We start from the raw sequence: 20,676 nt of genomic DNA on the forward strand, positions 1-20,676 counted from the left end.
GCTCAGTCCCACCAGAAGTGCCAGGACCGGCCGCCCGTCAGCGTCCGCGCGTACGCGTCGAGCCCCTCCTCCACGCTGTCCGGGCAGAACGCGAAGTGCTCCGCCGCCACCGCCTCCGCCTCGGCGGGGGTGGCGGGCGGCGCGGCCACGGACACGGTGAGGTGGTCGAAGCCCAGCGCCACGACCCGTATGCCGAAGCGGTCCTCCCACGAGCGGAGCACCGCGCACAGCCGGGCCACGTCCTCCTCGTGGTTCACCGGGCCGCTCCAGCCGATCGCCGCCGGTATGTCCGCGCTGCGCCGCGCGGGCACCAGCGCCAGATGCGGGTCCTTCAGCCAGGGCCGCCCCTCCGCGAGCGCGTCCGCCAGCTCCGCCGCCCGGACGTCCGGCGCCGCCGTCAGCGACAGCGGCTCGGCCAGCCCCGGCCACTCGCCCGCCCGCTCCACCGCCCACTCCGGCCAGCACTCCGCGAGCACGTCCTCGGCGTCATGGTCACCCGGATACGACGTCTCGCCGGGCATCAGCTCCCAGTCCTCCGGGCCGCCCTGACCGCCGTTCAGATCCAGCAGCACCGGCAGCAGGCCCACCCGGGCGGCGGGCCCGCCCAGCGCCGCCCAGTTGCCGGGCGCCACGGCGCGCCCGGCGCACCACATCAGCGGTTCGCGCCACGGACCGTCGTCCGTCGCGTCGATCAGGCTCCCGGGCGGCAGTTGCAGCCCGAGAGAACGCCCGCTCGGATCGGCGGCGAGCTTGGGCAGCGGATTCGGAAGAGTCGCCATGCCAGTGACTGTAAGCGCAGCCACTGACAATCCCCTCACCTGACCGAGTCGGTGAACGCTTCCCAAGTCGCCGGTGAGACACGGAGGGTGGGCGCGTCGTCCGTGTTCTTCGAGTCACGGATGTGGATGGTGTGGGGGCAGGCGGCGACTTCGAGGCACTGCCCGCCTTCGCTGCCGCTGTGGCTGGACTTCCGCCAGGTGTAGGCGGCTTCAAGGCACGCGCCGCCCTCGTCGCTGCTGTAGCTCGATTTGAACCACTCAAGTGAGGCGCTCATTGATCTCCTAGCAGACGGTCGAGCAGACCCTTCGACTCCCCGGGAGTCATGGCCTGTGACCGCAGCATCGCATACTTGCGCGCCAGGATGGACACCTCGTCGGGGGCGGCAACCCACTGGCTACCGCGTTGGCCTTCGGTGTAGGCCAGGTGGTGATGGTCCGGTGTCTCCAAGAGGATGAAGGGGCCTGCCATTCCCGCGTGCCCGGATGTTCGCATGGGCAGGAACTGCAAGGACATACCCGGCCGTTCGGCGTACTCGCGCAGGCGGCGCAGTTGCTCGCGGCGGACGCGGTCCCCTCCCACGCGGAGGTGCAGCACCGGCTCCCAGATGACGAAGCTCATCGTCGGCGGACACTTGCGCTGGAGGATCTCCTGGCGGCCGATGCGTCCCGCGACCTTCGTCGCCAGTTCGTCCTCGTCGTACGCGGGCACCCGCTCGCACAGTACGGCACGAGCGTACGGCTCCGTCTGGAGCAGACCGGGCAGTACCGCGTTGTCGTACCAGGAGAGCGAGACCGCTTCCCGCTCATGGACCATGTACTGCTCGGCGTACATCGGGAACTGGTCGATCTCCGGCAGCTTGTCCACCCCGGCCGCCAGCATCCCCTTGGTGTCGAGGAGTACGTCCATCGCCTCCGCGACATCCGGCATCAGCGGTCGTCTGCCCTGCTCGATCGAGGCGACGGTCTCCTCGTCCACCATCAGCCGTTCCGCCAGCACGCGCTGCGTGAAACCGGCCGCTTTCCTCGCGGCCTGCACCTGCGCGCCCAGCATCTTCAGCGTCGAGAAGTTCTTCTTCCGTGGCTGCTTCTTGGTGCTCATGCCGGTCCAACTCCCCACGCCCCGCTCGTGGTGACCCTTGCCGACCCGTACAGATTACGCGTACGGGTTCACTCACTGATCCAGCGTAGTGACTCTGCGCGACATTCGTCCCGTGATTCAGTCAACCGAACTCCCCTACCAGCGCGACCAGTTCTACCGTCGTGACCGCCGGTCCGTGCCGGCCGCCCGGCGGCTGGCCGAGTGGGCGCTGCGGTTCTGGGGGCTGGCCGAGTGGACGCGGGCCGAGGACGTGGCCCTGTGCACCAGCGAGCTGGCCACCAACGCGCTGCTGCACGGCGTACCGCCGGGCCGTGGCTTTCTCCTGCGGGTGCGCTACGACGGCGCCGTCGTACGCGTCGAGGTGCACGACAGCGGTGACGGGGTGCCGCGCATCCCGGAGGGGCCCCCGGACGCGGCCGAGGGCGGACGCGGGCTGCTGCTCGTGTCCGCCCTCAGTGACAAGTGGGGCGTGGGGGAGCGGAACCCGGGCAAGGTGGTGTGGGCCGAGTTCGCTCGGTGACTCAGAGCCGTTCGGGCGCCTGGATGCCCAGCAGGGCCATGCCCTGCCGGAGCGTGCGGCCGGTGGCGTCGGTCAGGAAGAGGCGGTTCTCCACCTGCTCCGGCGTCTCGGCCTTCAGGACCGGGCACTTGTCGTAGAACGTGGTGAACAGGGACGCGAGCTGGTAGAGGTACGCCGTGAGCTTGTGCGGGGCGTACTCGGCGGCGGCCTCCGCGACCGTCTCCGCGAACTGGTCCGCGTGCAGCCCGAGCGCCCGCTCGGCCGGGGACAGCTCCAGCTCGGGGTGGGCCACCGGACGGACCTCGCCCGCCTTGCGCTGGATGGACTGGGTCCGGGCGTACGCGTACTGGAGGTAGACCGACGTGTCGCCGTTGAGCGAGACCATCTGGTCCAGGTCGAACTTGTAGTCCCGGCTCGCCGAGGTCGACAGGTCCGCGTACTTCACCGCGCCGATGCCCACCTGGGCACCGCGCTCGGCGATCTCCTGCTCGGACAGGTCCCGCGCCTTCTCGCGCACGACCGCCGAGGCGCGGTCGATCGCCTCGTCCAGCAGGTCGACCAGGCGCACCGTCTCGCCCTCACGGGTCTTGAACGGCTTGCCGTCCTTGCCGAGGACCGTGCCGAAGGCGAGCTGCCGGGCCTTGACGTCCGCGCCCAGCCAGCCCGCCCGGCGCGCGGTCTCGAAGACCATCTTGAAGTGCAGGGACTGCCGTGCGTCCACCACGTACAGCAGGGTGTCGGCCTTCAGGCTGAAGACGCGGTCGCGGATCGCGGACAGGTCGGTGGCCGCGTAGCCGTAGCCGCCGTCCGACTTCTGGACGATCAGCGGGACCTTGTTGCCGTCGGGGCCCAGGATGTCGTCGAAGAAGACGCACAGCGCGCCCTCGGAGCGGACCGCGACGCCCGACTCCTCCAGGAGGCGGCAGGTCTCGGCCAGCATGTCGTTGTACCCGGACTCGCCGACGATGTCCGCGTCCCGGATCTCCATGTCCAGCTTCTCGAAGACGGAGAAGAAGTAGATCTTCGACTCGTCGACGAACTTCTGCCACATGGCGAGCGTGTGCGGGTCACCGGCCTGGAGGTCGACCACCCGGCGCCGGGCGCGCGTCTTGAACTCCTCGTCGGAGTCGAACTTCCTGCGCGCGGCCTTGTAGAGGCGGTCGAGGTTGGACATCGCCTCCTCGCCGCTCACCTCTCCGGCCCGGTGGTCCAGCTCGTGCGGGTGCTCGTCCAGATACTGGATGAGCATGCCGAACTGGGTGCCCCAGTCACCGATGTGGTGGCGGCGCACCACGGTCTCCCCGGTGAACTCCAGGAGCTGGACGACCGCGTCGCCGATGACCGCCGAGCGCAGATGGCCGACGTGCATCTCCTTGGCGACGTTCGGCTGGGCGTAGTCGATGACCGTGGTGCCCGGGTGGTCGGCGTGCGGCACGCCGAGCCGGGCCGCCGGGTCGGTGACCCGCGCGGACAGGTTCTCGATGATCGCCTTGTCGGTGACCGTGATGTTGAGGAAGCCGGGGCCGGAGACCTCGATGTCCCCGATCACGTCACCGGTGACCACCCGCTCCACGACCTGCGCCGCCAGCTCGCGCGGGTTCGCCTTGGCCTTCTTGGCCAGCGCCAGGATCCCGTTGGCCTGGAAGTCGGCCCGGTCGCTTCGTCGCAGCAGCGGGTCCGCGGCGGCGGCCTCCGGCAGGGCGGCCGAGAGCGCGTTCGCGAGACGCTGGTGGACGGAGGCGGTGAGGGACGTGACCGAGGCCATAGGAATGGGTGCCGTTCTCGTCTGGGGATAATGAGTCCCGCTCAGTATCCCACGGGGGGTAAACCGAATTTTCCGTCCGCCCGGTCAACCCCGGGGCGCGTCCCTCCGTCCAACGCCGTGGAAAGGCGTTTTCGTGGATGCCGCCCGGCCTGGGAGAATGGGACGGTCAGCCGTGCGACCGCGTGGGCGGCCCACGGAGAGCTTCCGGAAACTCCAGGAAACTTCAGGAAAGAGGACGTGCCGATCGTGGCTCAGAGCACCGAGACCACCGACTGGGTCTCCCGTTTCGCGGATGAGGTCATCGAGGAGTCGGAGCGCCGGGCCCCTGGCAAACCCGTGGTCGTCGCCTCCGGCCTGTCCCCGTCCGGCCCCATCCACCTGGGCAACCTGCGCGAGGTCATGACCCCGCACCTGGTCGCCGACGAGATCCGCCGCCGCGGCCACCAGGTCCGGCACCTGATCTCCTGGGACGACTACGACCGCTACCGCAAGGTCCCGGCGGGCGTCCCCGGCGTCGACGAGTCGTGGGCCGAGCACATCGGCAAGCCGCTGACCTCCGTCCCCGCGCCCGCGGGCTCCGCCCACCCGAACTGGGCCGAGCACTTCAGGGCCGCCATGGTCGCCTCGCTCGCCGAGCTGGGCGTGGAGTTCGACGGGATCAGCCAGACCGCGCAGTACACCTCCGGGGTCTACCGCGAGCAGGTCCTGCACGCCATGCGGCACCGCGCCGACATCGACGCGATCCTCGCCCAGTACCGCACCAGGCCGAAGACCGGCGGCAAGAAGCAGCAGAAGCCGGCCGACGAGGCCGAGCTGGAGGCCGCCGAGGGCTCGGGCGCCGCCGCCGAGGACGACGGCAGCTCCGGCTCCGCCGGATACTTCCCGTACAAGCCGTACTGCGGCAACTGCGAGAAGGACCTCACCACCGTCACCGCCTACGACGACGACTCCACCGAGCTGACGTACACCTGCACGGCGTGCGCCTTCTCGGAGACCGTCCGGCTCAGCGAGTTCAACCGCGGCAAGCTGGTCTGGAAGGTCGACTGGCCGATGCGCTGGGCGTACGAGGGCGTGATCTTCGAGCCGTCCGGCGTCGACCACTCCTCGCCCGGCTCGTCCTTCCAGGTCGGCGGGCAGATCGTCGGCATCTTCGACGGCAAGCAGCCCATCGGCCCGATGTACGCCTTCGTCGGCATCTCCGGCATGGCCAAGATGTCCTCGTCCAAGGGCGGTGTGCCCACGCCCGGCGACGCGCTCCAGATCATGGAGCCGCAGCTGCTGCGCTGGCTGTACGCCCGCCGCCGCCCCAACCAGTCCTTCAAGATCGCCTTCGACCAGGAGATCCAGCGGCTGTACGACGAGTGGGACAAGCTGGCGGGCAAGGTCGCCGACGGCTCCGCGCTGCCCGGTGACGTCGCCGCGTACAGCCGCGCGGTCGGCACCGCCTCCGGCGAGCTGCCGAGGACGGCCCGCCCGCTGCCGTACCGCACCCTCGCCTCGGTCGCCGACATCACCGCCGGCCACCAGGACCAGGCGCTGCGCATCCTCAGCGAGCTGGACCCGTCCGACCCGCTGTCCTCGCTGGACGAGGCCCGCCCGCGCTACGACAAGGCCGAGGCGTGGATCAACACCCACGTCCCCGCCGACCAGCGCACCATCGTCCGCGCCGAGCCCGACACCGACCTGCTGAAGTCGCTGGACGAGCCGTCCCGGCAGTCCGTGCGGCTCCTGCTGGACGGCCTCGCCGAGCACTGGTCGCTGGACGGCCTCACCCACCTGGTCTACGGCGTGCCCAAGGTCCAGGCCGGGTTCTCCGCCGACGCCACGCCCAAGGAGCTGCCGCCGGAGATCAAGACCGCCCAGCGGACGTTCTTCGCGCTCCTCTACCACCTGCTCGTCGGCCGCGACACCGGCCCGCGCCTGCCCACGCTGCTGCTGGCGGTGGGCCAGGAGCGGGTGCGGACGCTGCTCGGCGCGTAGGCGCTCCGCGGGACGCCGTAAGGGAACGCACGGGAAGGGGGCCCTCCGCCTGGAGGGCCCCCTTCCCGTTGTCCGCTCGTCCGGCGCGTGCGCGGCTACGCGATGTGCTCCTCCATCAGCTCGTCGTTGAGACGGGCCGTGAAGCGGTCCATGTACTGGTTCAGCTCGCGGGACTGGAGGCGCACCCCGTACGCCGCCTCGACGTTCGCGGCGAAGGTGCCGGGCGTCGGCATGCCCTCGCCCTCGATCGAGTACCGGAACACCTGGTACAGGCCCTCCTCGTCCGGCGCCTGCTCCGGCGCGGCGCCGCCGTCGCCCAGCTCACGGGTGCGGTTGGGGCCCGCGGGGACGGGGAAGCCGCCCGTGTCCTCGGGGGACGGCTGCTGAGGTGCGGACTGCCGGGGAGCGGGCTGCTGGGGTGCGGACTGTCGGGGCGCCTGCTGGTCCGGCTGGTCGGGGTGCTGCTCCTCGTACCACTCGTCGTACGGCGGCTCCGGGCCGTACGACGGCTCCGGCTCGTACGTCGGGTCGTACCCGCCGTGGTAGTCGACCTGCCGCGGCGCCTGGAACCACGGGCTCTCCGCCGGGTCCGGCACATACGCCTGCTGCTCCGGCTCCGGGCCGCGCTCGGCCACCAGCGCGCGCGGCTGCCCGCCGCCCGGCACCGCCGCCCGCTGCGCCTCGGCGGCCACCGCCGTCTGCGCCGCGGGCACCGGCGGCAGCAGCGCGGGCTCGATGCCCGCCGCCGCCAGACCCGCCGGGGCCGTCTCCGCCAGCGGCACGCCGTAGCGGGCGAGCCGCAGCGGCATCAGCGACTCCACCGGAGCCTTGCGGCGCCAGGCCCGGCCGAAGCGCGAACGCAGCCGCGCCTGGTAGACCAGCCGCTCCTGCTCCAGCTTGATCACCTGCTCGTAGGAGCGCAGCTCCCACAGCTTCATCCGGCGCCACAGCAGGAACGTCGGCAGCGGCGACAGCAGCCAGCGGGTGAGGCGGACCCCCTCCATGTGCTTGTCGGCCGTGATGTCCGCGATCCGGCCCACGGCGTGCCGCGCCGCCTCCACCGCCACCACGAACAGCACCGGGATCACCGCGTGCATCCCGACACCCAGCGGATCCGGCCACGCCGCCGCGCCGTTGAACGCGATCGTCGCCGCCGTCAGCACCCACGCCGTCTGACGCAGCAGCGGGAAGGGAATCCGGATCCATGTCAGCAGCAGATCCAGGGCGAGCAGCACACAGATGCCCGCGTCGATGCCTATCGGGAACACATAACTGAAGTCCCCGAAGCCCTTCTTGATGGCCAGCTCGCGCACGGCCGCGTACGAACCCGCGAAACCGATACCGGCGATGATCACGGCGCCGGCCACGACCACGCCGATCAGTACCCGGTGCATCCGAGTCAGCTGCAATGGCGCGGCCACTCGTACTCCCCTCCCCTTGCCTCCTGTTGCGCGCAACAGAGTGGCACATCCGTGCGGGGAACGGATGGCCGGATCCGGCGGTCCGCTCCGCCCGGCCGCGCGCGGACGGTTACCGGGCGGACTTCGACGCCGACTCCGAGGGCGACGTCGTCGCCGACTCCGAGGCGGAACCGGAGGCCGGGGCGGACGCCTTCCCGGACTCCTTCCCCGATGCCTCACCGGAGGCCGAGGGCGCGCCCGAACCGTCCGCGGAACCCCCGCCACCGGCGCCGTTCGCCGACTTCACCGAGGCCACCGCCTCCTTGGCGGCCCGCACCGCGTCCTTCGTCAGGTCGTCCGCGTCCGGCGCCTTGTCACCGGCCAGACCGGCGCCGTTGTAGTCGAGCGTGACCACCACGTTCTCCACCCGGGCCACGACCGTCTGCTGCTTGAAGGCGCCTTCCTTCTTCTTCAGGTCGTAGCGCACCGCCGTCGCCTCGTCGCCCGCCCCGGACACCGGCTCCGACTTCGTCTTCTGCGCGTCCGCCACGTTCTGCGCGTCCCGCACCTGCTTGCCGTAGTACTCGCGCGCCTGCGCCTCGCCCGAACCGCGCGCCGTGTCCGACTCGAAACGCAGCAGCGAGACGTTCAGCCAGCGGTACTGGGAGCCCTTCACGCCGTTGTTCGTCAGCCCGTTCCACGAGCAGCTCGCCCGCGTGGCCACATCGCTGGAGGCCCCCGCCTTCGCGGACTTCTCGCCCTTGGGCACCAGATCGCCCAGCGTCTTCTTCGCGAGCACCTTGCACGCGTCCGGCAGCTTCCCGTAGACCGCGGCCCGCACGGTCGGCGACGGGCTCGCCGACGCCGACGCCGACGCGCCGCCCGAGGCCGACGCCTTCGCCGTGCCGGACGCGTCGTCCGAACCGGAGTCCGAGGAGGACGAACAGGCGGCCGCCGTCAGCAGCAGCACCGGCAGCGCGGTCGCGCACACGACGGCACGGCGCAGCCGCGGTGCCCCCGCGGCACGCCCCTCCCGCTGGTCACGCCGGTCACGCTGTTCTCGCTGAGCTGCTCGCTGCATGGTTCCTTCACTCATGACGCTCGTGGTTCCCTGCGTTTCGGATCACGGTCTGATCAGGTCCGGGGGCCACCGTACGCAATCGGTCAGCGGTGTGGTCCGTCTTCCCGCGCATCCCGGCACCGCGCCAAGTGCCGTGCCGCGGACGTCAGCCGCCCAGCGAATCCGCGAGCTGCGCCGCCAGATTCCGGGCCCTGTCCTGCATTTCCTTGCTGTCCGGGACCGCGCCGACACCGGCCGGCTGCTCCTCGTACTCGATGGTCACGATCACGTTCGACGTGCGGAACACCACAGTCACCGTCCGCTGTTTGACCGTCGAACCGGAGCTGCTGAGCGCGTCGTCGAGGAACGCCTCGTCGCCGAGGTCGTCGAGGGTGCGGGGCTGGATCTCGGCGGGGTCGGTCACCGGGGCGGAGGCCGTGGACGAAGGTGCGGAGGGGCCGCCGGTGGCGTGGGAGGAGGGCGCCCCGCCGGTAGTGCCGCCGGACGGCGAGGGGGACCGGGAGGCGGACTGCGACGCGGAGGACCCGGACTGCGACGGCGAGCCGCCGGACGGGGTGAGCGGGGCGGGCAGGTCCGCGGCGCTCTGCCGGGTGGCGAAGACCGCCTCGGCCTGGCTGTCGTCGCTCACCGCGTTGTCGTAGGAGACGACCCGCTCGAAGTCGATGTGCAGATGGTCGGTGGCCTCGGCGGAGTCCACCTTCCAGCGGCAGCCGACCTTGCGGTCCGTGTCGTAGGTGAGCGTGGCCTCGCCGTCGTACGCCTTCTCGCGCTGCTCCGGGTCGGTGAGCTGCTGGATGCCGGGCAGCAGCGTGTCGAGGGTGCTGTGGCCGACCGCGCGGCAGGCCTCCGGGAGCGTGCGGTACCTGCCCGGCTGGGCCGCCGCCGTCGCGGGTCCCGGACCGTCCGGGTTGGCGTTGTCCGCCCGGCCGCCGTCCGACGAGCCGCCGGAGCAGCCGGCCAGCAACAGCGCCGCGAACAACGCGGCGGCGCCGGATACGTACGCCTTCCGCAGCACGGTCAGGCTCCTCTCGACGGGGGTCGGTCACCCGGGCCGCCCGGTGGTTAATCGCTTGCCGGGCGGGGGCGTCTCCTGGAGACAATGTGTATCGCACGCACTGCCGTGGACGCCGGTCCGATGTCCTGTTTCGTCGACCTTGGCGCCGGTATTGCGATTCGCCACTTCTGAGACTTCTGTACGTATACCGGGGGAATGAGGACGCTATGTCGTACGTGGAAATACCGGGCGCGAAGGTACCCATACGTCTGTGGACCGACCCCGCCTCGGTCGAGGACGTGGCGCTGCGCCAGCTCCAGAACGTCGCCACCCTGCCCTGGATCAAGGGCCTGGCCGTCATGCCCGACGTGCACTACGGCAAGGGCGCGACCGTCGGCTCCGTCATCGCCATGCGCGGCGCGGTCTGCCCGGCGGCGGTCGGCGTGGACATCGGCTGCGGCATGTCCGCGGTGAAGACGTCCCTCACCGCCAACGACCTGCCCGGCGACCTCTCCCGCCTGCGCTCCAAGATCGAACAGGCCATCCCGGTCGGCCGCGGCATGCACGACGACCCCGTCGGCCCGCACGCCTTCCACGGCCTGGCCACGGCGGGCTGGGGCCGCTTCTGGGGACGGTTCGACGGCGTGGCCGAAGCGGTCAGATTCCGTCAGGAACGGGCGACGAAGCAGATGGGAACGCTCGGAAGCGGCAATCATTTTGTGGAGGTTTGCACAGATACGACCGGTTCTGTCTGGCTGATGCTTCACTCCGGTTCGCGGAACATCGGCAAGGAACTGGCCGAGCACCACATCGGCATCGCGCAGAAGCTCCCGCACAACCAGGGCTTGGTCGACCGCGACCTGGCGGTGTTCGTCGCGGACACCCCGCAGATGGCCGCCTACCGCAACGACCTGTTCTGGGCGCAGGAGTACGCCAAGCACAACCGCACGCTCATGATGGCGCTGCTGAAGGACGTCGTCCGCAAGGAGTTCAAGAAGGCGAAGCCGGTCTTCGAGCAGGAGATCTCCTGCCACCACAACTACGTGGCGGAGGAACGCTACGACGGCATGGACCTGCTGGTCACCCGCAAGGGCGCGATCCGCGCGGGCTCCGGCGACTACGGCATCATCCCCGGCTCGATGGGCACCGGCTCGTACATCGTGAAGGGCCTCGGCAACGAGAAGTCCTTCAACTCCGCCTCGCACGGCGCCGGGCGGCGGATGAGCCGCAACGCCGCCAAGCGCCGCTTCTCCACGAAGGACCTGGAGGAGCAGACGCGGGGCGTGGAGTGCCGCAAGGACTCCGGTGTGGTCGACGAGATCCCGGGTGCCTACAAGCCCATCGAGCAGGTCATCGACCAGCAGCGGGACCTCGTCGAGGTGGTGGCGCGGCTCAAGCAGGTGGTCTGCGTGAAGGGCTGAGCAGGGCCGGGGGTCCGCCCTGGTGGGTTATATGAGCCGCTTCTCCAGCAGGGTCACCGCGTACGGGGTGCCGGTGGTGTTCGGTTTGGTGGGGTGTTCGCCGGTGGCTGTGTAGCCGGCCGTCTCGTAGTAGGTGCGCAGACGGGGGTTGGTGGTGAGGCAGTCGAGGCGGGCGTAGGGGCGGCCGGTGGCGGTGATGCGGGACTCGGCCTCGGCGAGGAGGCGGCGGCCGGTGCCGGGCGGGGCGGTGTGCGGGGCGGTCATCAGGCGGTGGATGTAACCGGCGTCGGCGGGGCGGGGGCCCCAGGCGTCGGGGTCGTCCCACCACAGTTCCCAGGCGCCGGCCAGGTGCTCGCCCGCGTACGCGAGCCAGACCTCGCCCTCCCGCATCCGGGTGCGGAAGTGGGCCTCGTCCTTCTCGCCCGGCTTCCACTGGTCGATGCCGCGGGCCAGCTGCCACAGGGCGGCGCTGTCGCGCAGCCGGACCAGCAGCGGCGCGTCGGCGGGGACGGCGCGGCGGAAGGCCAGCGGCGGCCGGGCGGCGGGGGCGGGCTCCAGGAGGTGGGCGCGCAGGGTGGCGGCGAGCGCGGACGCGTCGAGTTCGAGGGCGTCGGTGACGTACGCCTGGACGGAGCCGTACTTCTGCCTCAGGGCGGCCAGGAACAGGCGCATCACCGCGGCGGGGGCGCGGCCGTAGCCGGGCCAGCGCGGGGTGCGTCCGCCGTTGCGGGCCCGCCAGTCGGCCAGCAGCATCGGGGTGGCCAGCTCGGTGAGGGAGAAGTCCTCGACGACGGTGGGCTCGGGGACGCCGAGCAGGGTCAGCACCAGCGCGGCCAGTTCGCCCGTGCGGTCCTTGCCGGAGGCGCAGTGGAAGACCAGCGGGGTGCCGGAGACGGCCGCGTCGCGGATCAGCTCCAGGGCGGCGCGGATCTCCTTGGCGCCGTCCTCGGCCACCTCCAGGTAGCGCTCGGCCAGATACGGGCCCGGGTCCACCTCGGGGCCCAGCGCGGGCTGGTCGTAGGGGCGGTGCTCGATGCTGAGGTTGTGGTACGTGAAGGAGGGGTGCTCCGGTACCCGGCCCTGGCGTTCGACCTCCCAGCCGTGGCGCAGGTCGATCACGGTGCCGATCCCCAGGGCGAGGAAGCGGTCCCAGTCCGGGGCGGCGCGGTCCAGCTTGCCGAGGCCGTCGGCGCGGTAGAGCAGGCGCGGGCGGACCCGCAGGCCGTCCTCGGTGGTGTACCCGCCGAGGTCACGGACGTTGCGCAGGGCGTCGAAGCGTATGTGTCTGTCCACGGTCGGTCACCCTACGGCGGGGTCGACACGGCCGCGCGGGGCCTCACTTGGCGTGGCGGACCGCGTAGATCATGACGAACGCCACCACGTGGATGCCGAAGAGGAAGTAGCCGAGGTAGTACCAGACGTAGCGCTCGCGCTTCTTCTCCTCCGCCAGACGCCGCTGCTCGGCGGCGGTCCGCTCCCGGGCGGGCAGGCCCTGGGGGGCGGGGCCCGGTCCGGGGGTGTCCGGACCGGAGGCGTTCTGGGGCGTCGTCATCGTCATCACCGCTCCCGGTGCACCTTGGTGTTCGACGCCTGGGCGCGCGGGCGCACGACCAGGAGGTCGATGTTGACATGGCTGGGGCGGGTCACCGCCCAGGTGATGGTGTCCGCGACGTCGTCGGCGGTCAGCGGCTCGGCGACGCCCTCGTAGACCTTGGCGGCCTTCTCGGTGTCGCCGCCGAAGCGGGTCAGCGCGAACTCCTCGGTGCGGACCATGCCCGGCGCGACCTCGACGACCCGGACCGGCTCGCCGACGATCTCCAGGCGCAGCGTCTCGGCGAGGACGTGCTCGCCGTGCTTGGCGGCGACGTACCCGGCGCCGCCCTCGTAGGTGCCGAGGCCGGCCGTGGAGGAGACGACGACCACCGTGCCGTCGCCGCTCGCGGCGAGCTTGGGCAGCAGGGCCTGGGTGATGTTGAGGGTGCCGATGACGTTGGTCTCGTACATCGCGCGCCACTGGGCGGGGTCGCCGGTGGCGACCGGGTCGGCGCCGAGCGCGCCGCCCGCGTTGTTCACCAGGACGCCGATGGTGCGGAAGGCGCTCGCGAACTCGTCGACGGCGGCCCGGTCGGTGACGTCGAGCTGGTAGGCGGTGGCGGAGTGGCCGGCCGCGGTGATCTCCTCGGCCAGCGCCTCGATGCGGTCCTTGCGGCGGGCGGTCAGCACCACGCGGTGGCCCGCGGCGGCGAGCTGCCGGGCCGTGGCGGCGCCGATACCGCTGCTCGCACCGGTGACCACGGCGATGCGGGAGGCGGCGGACGGTGCGGCGGTGGCCATGGGCTGCTCCTCGGTTCGTGCGCTCGGCTCAGCCCAGCGTAGGCGAACCTCAGCCGCCGTTCCTCGGGGCCCACATGATCAGCGCCATTCCGGCCAGGCAGACCGCGGCGCCCGCGAGGTCCCAGCGGTCGGGGCGGTAGCCGTCCGCGACGACGCCCCACAGGATGGATCCGGCCACGAAGATCCCGCCGTAGGCGGCGAGGATGCGGCCGAAGTGCGCGTCGGGCTGGAAGGTGGCGACGAAGCCGTACGCGCCGAGCGCGAGCACACCGCCGGCCGCCCAGAGCCAGCCGCGGTGTTCGCGCACGCCCTGCCAGACCAGCCAGGCGCCGCCGATCTCGAAGAGCGCGGCGACGACGAAGAGGGCGGCGGAGCGGAGGATCAGCGGCATGGGGGCAGCTTTTCACGGCGGTCGCGGGGGGCTTCGCGGGGCGGCCGGGCCGGTCAGGGGCAGAGGCAGGGCGGCCGGGTGGTGCGGCGGGTCCGTCAGGGGGTGGCCGGGGTGGCCGGGGTGGTGCGGCGGGCCCAGGGCGGGGTCCAGATCTCGCCGGGGGTGCGCCGGGTGCGGGCGGCGCGCAGGAGGTGGTCGCGCAGGGCGGCGAGGGCGGGGTGCGGGTTGTCGCGGTGGTGCAGGAGGCAGTGCGGGTACGCCGGGACCGGGTGGCGCAGCGGGATGCGGCGCAGGTCGTAGTCGGCGGGCCAGAGCACGCGGGTGAGTTCGCCGACGAAGGTGGTCAGGGTGGGGGACTCGGCCAGGACGTCGGGCAGCGGCTCGGTGCCGAAGTGGGGTCCGATCACGTCGATGGTGAGGCCGAAGGCGGCGGCGAGGTCGGTGTAGTAGGCGGCCCACTCGGTGCCGCTGCCCAGCTCGGGCATCCAGATCGGGTGCCCGGCGAGGTCGGCGGGGCGGACGGCGCGGGCGTCGGCGAAGGGGTGGGCCGGGCCGGTGAGCAGGTGCAGGGGCTCGTCCAGGACGGGGACGGCCGCGATGTCGTCGGGCAGGTTCCGGCCGGGCTGGAGGACGGCGCGGAACGAGGCGTCCACGGTCCCGGCGCGAAGCGCGGCCATCGCCGCGTCGGCGTCGTAGAGGGTGACCACGTCGAGCGCGGTGTCCGGGTGGGCGCGCAGGAAGTCGCGCAGCAGCCCGGAGGGGGCGAGCTTGCGGCCGATGACGTCCACGCGCAGCGCGCGCCGGCCGGGGCGTACGGAGGCGGCGGCGCGTTCGGCGGCGCGCAGGAGTTCGCGGGCGTGCGGCAGGAACGCCTGGCCGTCGACGGTGAGCCGGGCGCCGCGCGCGGTGCGGGTGAACAGCCGGGTGCCGAGGGCCTTCTCCAGGGCGGCCACCCGCTTGGAGACGGCCTGCTGGGTGACGGCCAGATCGGTGGCGGCGTCCTGGAAGCGGCCCGCGTCGGCGACGGCGACGAAGGTGCGTACGGCGGTGAGGTCCAGGTCCGGGTCCACGTCGGCCGACCCTACTGCCACCGTGGTGCCACAACCGCCGGTTGTGGCCGCAGTGCCCCGGCGGTTGTTTGCCGGGCGGGACGGGCGGGGGCTTGGATGGGCGGCCGGTCGGCGGCGGGAGGAGAGTGCGCGTGGGGCGTGACCGGGAGCGACGGGAGCGACAGCGGGGGCCGCGGGGGTGGCGGCGGCCGGGGCTGGGGCGGCGGTTCGGGTGGCTGTGGGCGGCGTACGCGGCGAGCACGTTCGGTACGTGGCTGGCGTTCGACGCGTTCGCGCTGATCGCGGTGCTGGTGCTGCACGCCGGGCCGGCCGAGGTGTCGGTGCTGGCGGCGGCCGGTCCGGCGGTGGGCGCGGTGCTGGCGGTGCCGTTCGGGCCGTGGGTGGAGTTCCGGCGCAAGCGGCCGGTGATGATCGCCACCGATCTGGCGCGCTGCGCGGCGCTGCTGACCGTGCCGGTCGCCTACGCGTGCGGCGTGCTCGGGTTCGTCCAGCTGCTGGTGGTGTCGGTGCTGGTCGCGGCGGCGGACATCGCGTTCGGCGCGGCGAGCGGGGCGTATCTGAAGGCGCTGGTGCCGAAGACGGACCTGCTGGCGGCGAGCAGCCGGTTCGAGTCGACGATGTGGACGGCGTCGGTGCTGGGGCCGCCGGCCGGGGGGTTCCTGGTCGGGGTGTTCGGGCCGGTGGTGACGGTGGTGGCCGACGCGGCGAGCTATCTGCTCTCGGCGCTGGGGGTGCGCGCGATCGGCGGTACGGAGGCGGCCCCGCGTCCGCGTCCCGTGCGCACGGAGGGCGCGGAAGGCGCGGAGGGGCGCGCGCCGGGGCGGCTGCGGGCGGCCGACCTGCTCGACGGCTGGCGGTTCGTGCTGACGCATCCGGTGCTGCGGCCGCTGTTCCTCAACACGCTGCTGACCAACGCGCTGATCATGGCGGCGGCGCCGCTGCTGGCGGTGCTGATGCTGGGCCCGCTGGGGTTCGCGCCGTGGCAGTACGGCCTCGCCTTCGCCGTGCCCTGTCTGGGCGGGCTGCTCGGCTCGCGGCTGGCGGGCCCGCTGGTGAGGCGGTACGGGCGGCGCCGGGTGCTGCTCGCCACGGGGGCGCTCAGGGTGTGCTGGCCGGTGGGCCTGGTGTTCGTACGGCCCGGGGTGCCGGGACTGGCGGTGGTGATGGTGGTCGAGGCGGTGCTGATCACCCTGTGCGGGGTGTTCAACCCGGTGTACAGCGCCTACCGGCTGGAGCTGACCCCGTCGGACCGGGTGGCCCGCACGCTCGCGGCCTGGTCGGCGAGCGGCAAGCTGACCACGGCGGCGGTGACCGCGCTGTGGGGACTGCTGGCGGTGTTCACCGGGACGCGTGCCGCGATCGGTCTGGCCGGGCTGCTGCTGTTCGTGACGCCGGTGCTGCTGCCGTGGCGGACGAAGGACGGGGACGGGGACCAGGAAGGGGACGGGGACGGGGATGACGCCGGGGGCGGGGAGGAGCGGGGGCGCGGGCCGGAGGGGGAGGCGCTGGCGGCCGGGACCGGGGCGGCCTGAGCCGCCGAGCCGCCGAGCCGCCGAGGGGTCGAGGGGCCGTGGGGTCGAGGGCCGTGAAGGGAGGGGTGCGGCGCGGGTGCGGAATACCTCCGGGTGGGGGACCGTTCACCAGGTATAGTTGAACGGTCAACAACCTGGAGGGTGAGCGACCATGCAGTTCGGGATCTTCAGCGTCGGCGACGTCACGCCGGACCCCACCACCGGCCGGACGCCGACCGAGCGCGAGCGCATCAAGGCCATGGTCGCCATCGCGCTGAAGGCCGAGGAGGTCGGCCTGGACGTCTTCGCGACCGGCGAGCACCACAACCCGCCGTTCGTGCCGTCGTCGCCGACCACCATGCTCGGCTACATCGCCGCGCGCACCGAGCGCCTCGTCCTGTCCACCTCGACGACCCTGATCACCACCAACGACCCGGTGAAGATCGCCGAGGACTTCGCGATGCTCCAGCACCTCGCGGACGGCCGGGTCGACCTGATGATGGGCCGCGGCAACACCGGCCCGGTCTACCCCTGGTTCGGGCAGGACATCCGCCAGGGCATCAACCTCGCCATCGAGAACTACGCCCTGCTGCACCGGCTGTGGCGCGAGGACGTCGTGGACTGGGAGGGGAAGTTCCGCAGCCCGCTCCAGGGCTTCACCGCCACCCCGCGCCCGCTGGACGGCGTACCGCCGTTCGTCTGGCACGGCTCCATCCGCTCCCCGGAGATCGCCGAGCAGGCCGCGTACTACGGCGACGGCTTCTTCCACAACAACATCTTCTGGCCCGCCGACCACACCAAGCGCATGATCGAGCTGTACCGCTCGCGCTACGCCCACTACGGGCACGGCACCCCCGAGCAGGCGATCGTGGGCCTGGGCGGCCAGGTGTTCATGCGGAAGAACTCCCAGGACGCGGTGCGCGAGTTCCGCCCCTACTTCGACAACGCCCCCGTCTACGGCCACGGCCCCTCCCTGGAGGACTTCACCGACCAGACGCCGCTGACCGTGGGCTCCCCGCAGCAGGTCATCGAGAAGACGCTGGCGTTCCGCTCGTACGCGGGCGACTACCAGCGCCAGCTGTTCCTGATGGACCACGCGGGGCTGCCGCTCAAGACCGTCCTCGAACAGCTCGACATGCTCGGCGAGGAGGTCGTGCCGGTGCTGCGCGAGGAGTTCGCCGCGGACCGCCCGGCCGGTGTGCCGGACGCGCCCACCCACACCTCGCTGCTCGCCGCGAAGGACACCCCGGAGGTGACCGTATGAAGCTCGTCGTCGTCTCGGCGGGGCTGAGCGTCCCGTCCTCCACCCGGCTGCTCGCCGACCGGCTGGCCGCCGCGACCGCCGACCGCACGGACGCCCGGGTCCAGGTGATCGAGGTGCGCGACCTCGCCGTGGCCATCGCGCACAACCTGACCAGCGGCTTCCCCGGCCCGGAGCTGGCCGCCGCGCTGGACGCGGTGACGGAGGCGGACGCGCTGATCGCCGTCACGCCCGTCTTCTCCGCGTCCTACAGCGGACTGTTCAAGTCCTTCTTCGACGTGCTCGGCGCGCGCGAGAAGGACGCCCTGACCGGCAAGCCGGTGCTGATCGCGGCCACCGGCGGCACCGCCCGCCACTCGATGGTCCTCGACCACGCGCTGCGGCCCCTCTTCGCGCACCTGCGGGCCGTGGTCGTCCCCACCGGCGTCTACGCCGCCTCCGAGGACTGGGGCGCCGAGGGGCTGCCCGAGCGGATCGAGCGGGCGGCGGGGGAACTCGCGGCGCTGGCGGCACCGGTGGCACCGGTGGCGCTGGCCGCACCGGCGGCACCGGCCGCACCGGTGGGTGGTGGCGCGGACTCGGCGGGGCGGACCGTATCCGGGGAGCAGGCCGTACCCGGGGAGCAGGCCGTATCCGGGCCGCCGGCCGTTCCCGGGCAGCAGGGCGGGGCGGCGGACGGCGGTCTGGCCGTGGTGCCGTTCGAGGAGCAGCTCGCCCGGCTGCGGGGCTGAGCGGCGCGAGGACGGCGGGCCCGTACCGCCGGTTGCGCCCGGGACGGTGAGAGCCGGGTAAAAAGGGTGATCACCGGCCCGCTCGCCCCATTCGTACCGCCACCGCCTTGGCAGACTGGTCGCGTGCCCCAGACTGTGCTGCTCGCCGAAGACGACCGCGCCATCCGCCACGCCCTGGAGCGGGCCCTGACCCTGGAGGGCTACGCGGTGACGGCGGTCGCCGACGGCGTCGAGGCGCTCGCCCAGGCCCACCGGACCCCGCCGGACGTCCTCGTGCTGGACGTGATGATGCCCGGCATCGACGGGCTCCAGGTCTGCCGGGTGCTGCGCGCCGAGGGCGACCGCACCCCGATCCTCATGCTCACCGCCCTGGTGGAGACCGCCGACCGGATCGCGGGCCTGGACGCGGGCGCCGACGACTACGTCGTCAAGCCCTTCGACGTCGAAGAGGTCTTCGCCCGGCTGCGCGCCCTGCTGCGCCGCACCACCCCGCCCGCCGCCGAGCCTGCCCCCGCCCCGCCCGCCCCCGCCGCACCGGCCGCCGCCGCGGGCCCGGCCCCGGCCAGGGCGGCGCACCTGCCCGAGCGGCAGGTCGAGGCGGCCGGGATCCGGATGGACCTCCAGGCCCGCCGCGTCTGGCGAGGCACCCGCGAACTGGAGCTGACCCGAACCGAGTTCGAACTCCTCGAACTCCTCGTCCGCAACGCCGGCATCGTCCTGGACCACTCCACCATCTACGACCGGATCTGGGGCTACGACTTCGGCCCCGGCTCCAAGAACCTCGCCGTCTACGTCGGCTATCTGCGCCGCAAGCTGGACGCGCCGGGCGCGCCGCAGCTCATCCACACCGTCCGCGGCGTCGGTTACGTGCTGCGGGAGGACTGAGTGGGCCGCCTCGCGCGGCTGACGGACCGGCCCCGGCCCCGGCCACGACCGCGGCTCTGGTCGCTGCGGACCACGTTCGCGGTGTCGTTCGCCGTGGTGACCGCCGCCGTCACCGTCCTCGTGGGCATCCTGTCGTACAACTCCGCCGCCCGGCTGGTCCGGGTGGACCAGCAGTCGGTGTTCACCCAGGTCGTGCAGGACGTCCAGGACGAGGTGCGGCGCTACGACCGCACCCCGGAGGACTTCTCCTCCTCCCGCCCCGGCCACGAGGTCGTCCGGCCCAGCCGTACCGACGTGCAGGTGCTCGGCGCCGGGGGTCAGGTCGTCGACCGCGGCAGCCCGCCGCTGCCCGTCACCGTCGACGACCGGGAGGTGGCCGGTGACGCCGTGGCGGGCAAGACCATCGAGTACCAGGACGTGCCCGTCGCCGACGACGTGTACCGGATCGCCACCGTCGCGCTCGGCGACGGCCGCGGCGCCGTCCAGATCGCCCAGGAGTTCAGCGACACCGAGGACCTGCTGCGCGCGCTCCAGCAGCGCACCCTGGTGCTGATGGCGATCGTGGTCATCGCGGCCGGTCTGTTCGGCTGGTGGCTGGCCCGCCGCATCACCCGCCGCCTGGTCGTCCTCACCGCCGCCGCCGAGGACGTCGCCCGCACCCGGCGGCTCGGCGTCCAGGTCCCGGTCACCGGTTACGACGAGGTCGGGCGCCTGGGCCGCGCCTTCGACCGCATGCTCGGCCGTCTCGCCCAGTCCGAGGAGGACCAGCGGCGCCTGGTCCAGGACGCGGGCCACGAACTGCGCACCCCGCTCACCTCGCTGCGCACCAACATCTCGCTGCTGCGGCGTATCGACGAACTGCCGCCCGCCACCCGCGAGGACCTGGTCGCCGACCTCACCCAGGAGGCCCGCGAACTGACCGACCTCGTCAACGAGCTGGTGGACCTCGCGGCGGGCCAGTCCGACAGCGAACCGCCGCAGCGGGTGGACCTCGCCGACATCGCCGAGGACGTGGCGGGCCTCGCCCGCCGCCGCACCGGCCGCGACATCGTGATCCGGGCGAGCGGCGACACGACGGCCCATGGACGGCCGGGCATGCTCCAGCGGGCCCTGTCCAACCTCGTGGAGAACGCCACCAAGTTCGACCGCGGCGGCACGGCGCCCATCGAGATCGCGGTGCTCGGACCCGCCCGGCCGGGCACCGTGCGCGTCGAGGTCCTCGACCGCGGCCCCGGGGTCGCGGAGGCCGATCTGCTCCGCGTCTTCGACCGCTTCTACCGGGCCGCCGACGCCCGCTCCCTGCCCGGCTCGGGCCTCGGCCTGTCCATCGTGCGCGAGGTCGCCCTCGCCCACGGCGGCGCGCCCTTCGCCTACCGGCGCGAGGGCGGGGGCGCGGTGATCGGGTTCACGGTGGGGGCGGAGCGGGAGGCGGGGGAGTGACCTCCGGAGGTCAC

The 20,676-nt window shown here is 72.6% G+C and carries 20 protein-coding genes; 8 read left to right on the forward strand and 12 right to left on the reverse strand.

What is annotated here, in order from left to right; translation table 11 throughout:
- Positions 1 to 2: 2 nt before the first annotated feature.
- Genes ACWDYF_RS30175 through ACWDYF_RS30185 form a run of 3 tightly spaced genes read right to left on the reverse strand, consistent with a single transcriptional unit; the run spans position 3 to position 1,878 of the window.
- Positions 3 to 779: a DUF4253 domain-containing protein gene (locus tag ACWDYF_RS30175; RefSeq protein ID WP_381736825.1), complete on the reverse strand. Its 777-nt coding sequence runs from the start codon at positions 777 to 779 to the stop codon at positions 3 to 5.
- A gap of 35 nt (positions 780 to 814) precedes the next feature.
- Positions 815 to 1,054, reverse strand: coding sequence for a DUF397 domain-containing protein (locus tag ACWDYF_RS30180; protein ID WP_389470917.1), 240 nt, complete (start codon positions 1,052 to 1,054; stop codon positions 815 to 817).
- Positions 1,051 to 1,878: a helix-turn-helix domain-containing protein gene (locus ACWDYF_RS30185; RefSeq protein WP_389470914.1), complete on the reverse strand. Its 828-nt coding sequence runs from the start codon at positions 1,876 to 1,878 to the stop codon at positions 1,051 to 1,053. The genes ACWDYF_RS30180 and ACWDYF_RS30185 overlap by 4 nt, the downstream gene beginning before the upstream one ends.
- Positions 1,879 to 1,990: 112 nt before the next feature.
- Between ACWDYF_RS30185 and ACWDYF_RS30190 the strand changes: the two genes are divergently transcribed.
- Entirely contained in the window at positions 1,991 to 2,398 is a 408-nt protein-coding gene (locus tag ACWDYF_RS30190; RefSeq protein WP_018568204.1) for an ATP-binding protein, read from the forward strand.
- Between the two features lies 1 nt (position 2,399).
- Here the strand turns inward: ACWDYF_RS30190 and argS are convergent, their stop codons facing one another.
- Positions 2,400 to 4,163, reverse strand: a complete 1,764-nt coding sequence (gene argS / locus ACWDYF_RS30195) for an arginine--tRNA ligase (RefSeq protein ID WP_389470910.1) — start codon at positions 4,161 to 4,163, stop codon at positions 2,400 to 2,402.
- Positions 4,164 to 4,400: 237 nt separating this feature from the next.
- On the opposite strand from argS, the gene lysS reads away from it, so the two are divergent.
- The gene (lysS, locus tag ACWDYF_RS30200; RefSeq protein WP_381736821.1) at positions 4,401 to 6,143 is read left to right on the forward strand and encodes a lysine--tRNA ligase; all 1,743 of its coding nucleotides are present in this window, start codon (positions 4,401 to 4,403) and stop codon (positions 6,141 to 6,143) included.
- A 95-nt stretch (positions 6,144 to 6,238) separates the two neighbouring features.
- On the opposite strand, the gene ACWDYF_RS30205 is transcribed toward lysS, so the two are convergent.
- The 3 genes from ACWDYF_RS30205 to ACWDYF_RS30215 form a co-directional block, all read right to left on the reverse strand.
- Positions 6,239 to 7,537: a DUF2637 domain-containing protein gene (locus tag ACWDYF_RS30205; RefSeq protein WP_389470906.1), complete on the reverse strand. Its 1,299-nt coding sequence runs from the start codon at positions 7,535 to 7,537 to the stop codon at positions 6,239 to 6,241.
- Between the two features lie 136 nt (positions 7,538 to 7,673).
- Positions 7,674 to 8,624, reverse strand: a complete 951-nt coding sequence (locus ACWDYF_RS30210) for a DUF3558 domain-containing protein (protein ID WP_389470903.1) — start codon at positions 8,622 to 8,624, stop codon at positions 7,674 to 7,676.
- A 145-nt stretch (positions 8,625 to 8,769) separates the two neighbouring features.
- Positions 8,770 to 9,639: a DUF3558 domain-containing protein gene (locus tag ACWDYF_RS30215; protein WP_381736820.1), complete on the reverse strand. Its 870-nt coding sequence runs from the start codon at positions 9,637 to 9,639 to the stop codon at positions 8,770 to 8,772.
- A 206-nt stretch (positions 9,640 to 9,845) separates the two neighbouring features.
- On the opposite strand from ACWDYF_RS30215, the gene ACWDYF_RS30220 reads away from it, so the two are divergent.
- Entirely contained in the window at positions 9,846 to 11,039 is a 1,194-nt protein-coding gene (locus ACWDYF_RS30220) for an RtcB family protein (RefSeq protein WP_389470899.1), read from the forward strand.
- Positions 11,040 to 11,066: 27 nt separating this feature from the next.
- On the opposite strand, the gene ACWDYF_RS30225 is transcribed toward ACWDYF_RS30220, so the two are convergent.
- The 5 genes from ACWDYF_RS30225 to ACWDYF_RS30245 all read right to left on the reverse strand — a co-directional run bounded on the left by ACWDYF_RS30225 (position 11,067) and on the right by ACWDYF_RS30245 (position 14,822).
- Positions 11,067 to 12,332, reverse strand: coding sequence for a GNAT family N-acetyltransferase (locus ACWDYF_RS30225; RefSeq protein ID WP_389470896.1), 1,266 nt, complete (start codon positions 12,330 to 12,332; stop codon positions 11,067 to 11,069).
- A gap of 43 nt (positions 12,333 to 12,375) precedes the next feature.
- Positions 12,376 to 12,597 (reverse strand): hypothetical protein, encoded by a 222-nt coding sequence (locus ACWDYF_RS30230; RefSeq protein WP_389470893.1) that lies wholly within the window; start codon positions 12,595 to 12,597, stop codon positions 12,376 to 12,378.
- A complete protein-coding gene (locus ACWDYF_RS30235; RefSeq protein ID WP_381736815.1) occupies positions 12,597 to 13,373 on the reverse strand; it encodes an SDR family NAD(P)-dependent oxidoreductase in 777 nt (258 codons plus the stop codon). Before ACWDYF_RS30235 ends, ACWDYF_RS30230 begins: the two co-directional genes overlap by 1 nt.
- Before the next feature lie 49 nt (positions 13,374 to 13,422).
- Positions 13,423 to 13,764: a YnfA family protein gene (locus tag ACWDYF_RS30240; RefSeq protein ID WP_037887565.1), complete on the reverse strand. Its 342-nt coding sequence runs from the start codon at positions 13,762 to 13,764 to the stop codon at positions 13,423 to 13,425.
- A 95-nt stretch (positions 13,765 to 13,859) separates the two neighbouring features.
- Positions 13,860 to 14,822: a LysR family transcriptional regulator gene (locus ACWDYF_RS30245; RefSeq protein ID WP_389470995.1), complete on the reverse strand. Its 963-nt coding sequence runs from the start codon at positions 14,820 to 14,822 to the stop codon at positions 13,860 to 13,862.
- A 143-nt stretch (positions 14,823 to 14,965) separates the two neighbouring features.
- Here ACWDYF_RS30245 and ACWDYF_RS30250 point away from each other — a divergent pair, with 143 nt between their 5' ends.
- The 5 genes from ACWDYF_RS30250 to ACWDYF_RS30270 all read left to right on the forward strand — a co-directional run bounded on the left by ACWDYF_RS30250 (position 14,966) and on the right by ACWDYF_RS30270 (position 20,662).
- Entirely contained in the window at positions 14,966 to 16,366 is a 1,401-nt protein-coding gene (locus ACWDYF_RS30250) for an MFS transporter (protein ID WP_389470889.1), read from the forward strand.
- Positions 16,367 to 16,517: 151 nt separating this feature from the next.
- Complete coding sequence (locus tag ACWDYF_RS30255) at positions 16,518 to 17,609, forward strand: LLM class flavin-dependent oxidoreductase (protein ID WP_381736812.1); 1,092 nt, start codon at positions 16,518 to 16,520, stop codon at positions 17,607 to 17,609.
- Complete coding sequence (locus tag ACWDYF_RS30260; protein WP_389470885.1) at positions 17,606 to 18,337, forward strand: CE1759 family FMN reductase; 732 nt, start codon at positions 17,606 to 17,608, stop codon at positions 18,335 to 18,337. Before ACWDYF_RS30255 ends, ACWDYF_RS30260 begins: the two co-directional genes overlap by 4 nt.
- Positions 18,338 to 18,472: 135 nt before the next feature.
- Positions 18,473 to 19,222: a response regulator transcription factor gene (locus tag ACWDYF_RS30265; protein ID WP_381736858.1), complete on the forward strand. Its 750-nt coding sequence runs from the start codon at positions 18,473 to 18,475 to the stop codon at positions 19,220 to 19,222.
- The gene (locus ACWDYF_RS30270) at positions 19,223 to 20,662 is read left to right on the forward strand and encodes a sensor histidine kinase (RefSeq protein ID WP_389470883.1); all 1,440 of its coding nucleotides are present in this window, start codon (positions 19,223 to 19,225) and stop codon (positions 20,660 to 20,662) included.
- Positions 20,663 to 20,676: the final 14 nt, after the last annotated feature.

It is taken from the genome of Streptomyces sp. NPDC003284 (genome assembly GCF_053589675.1).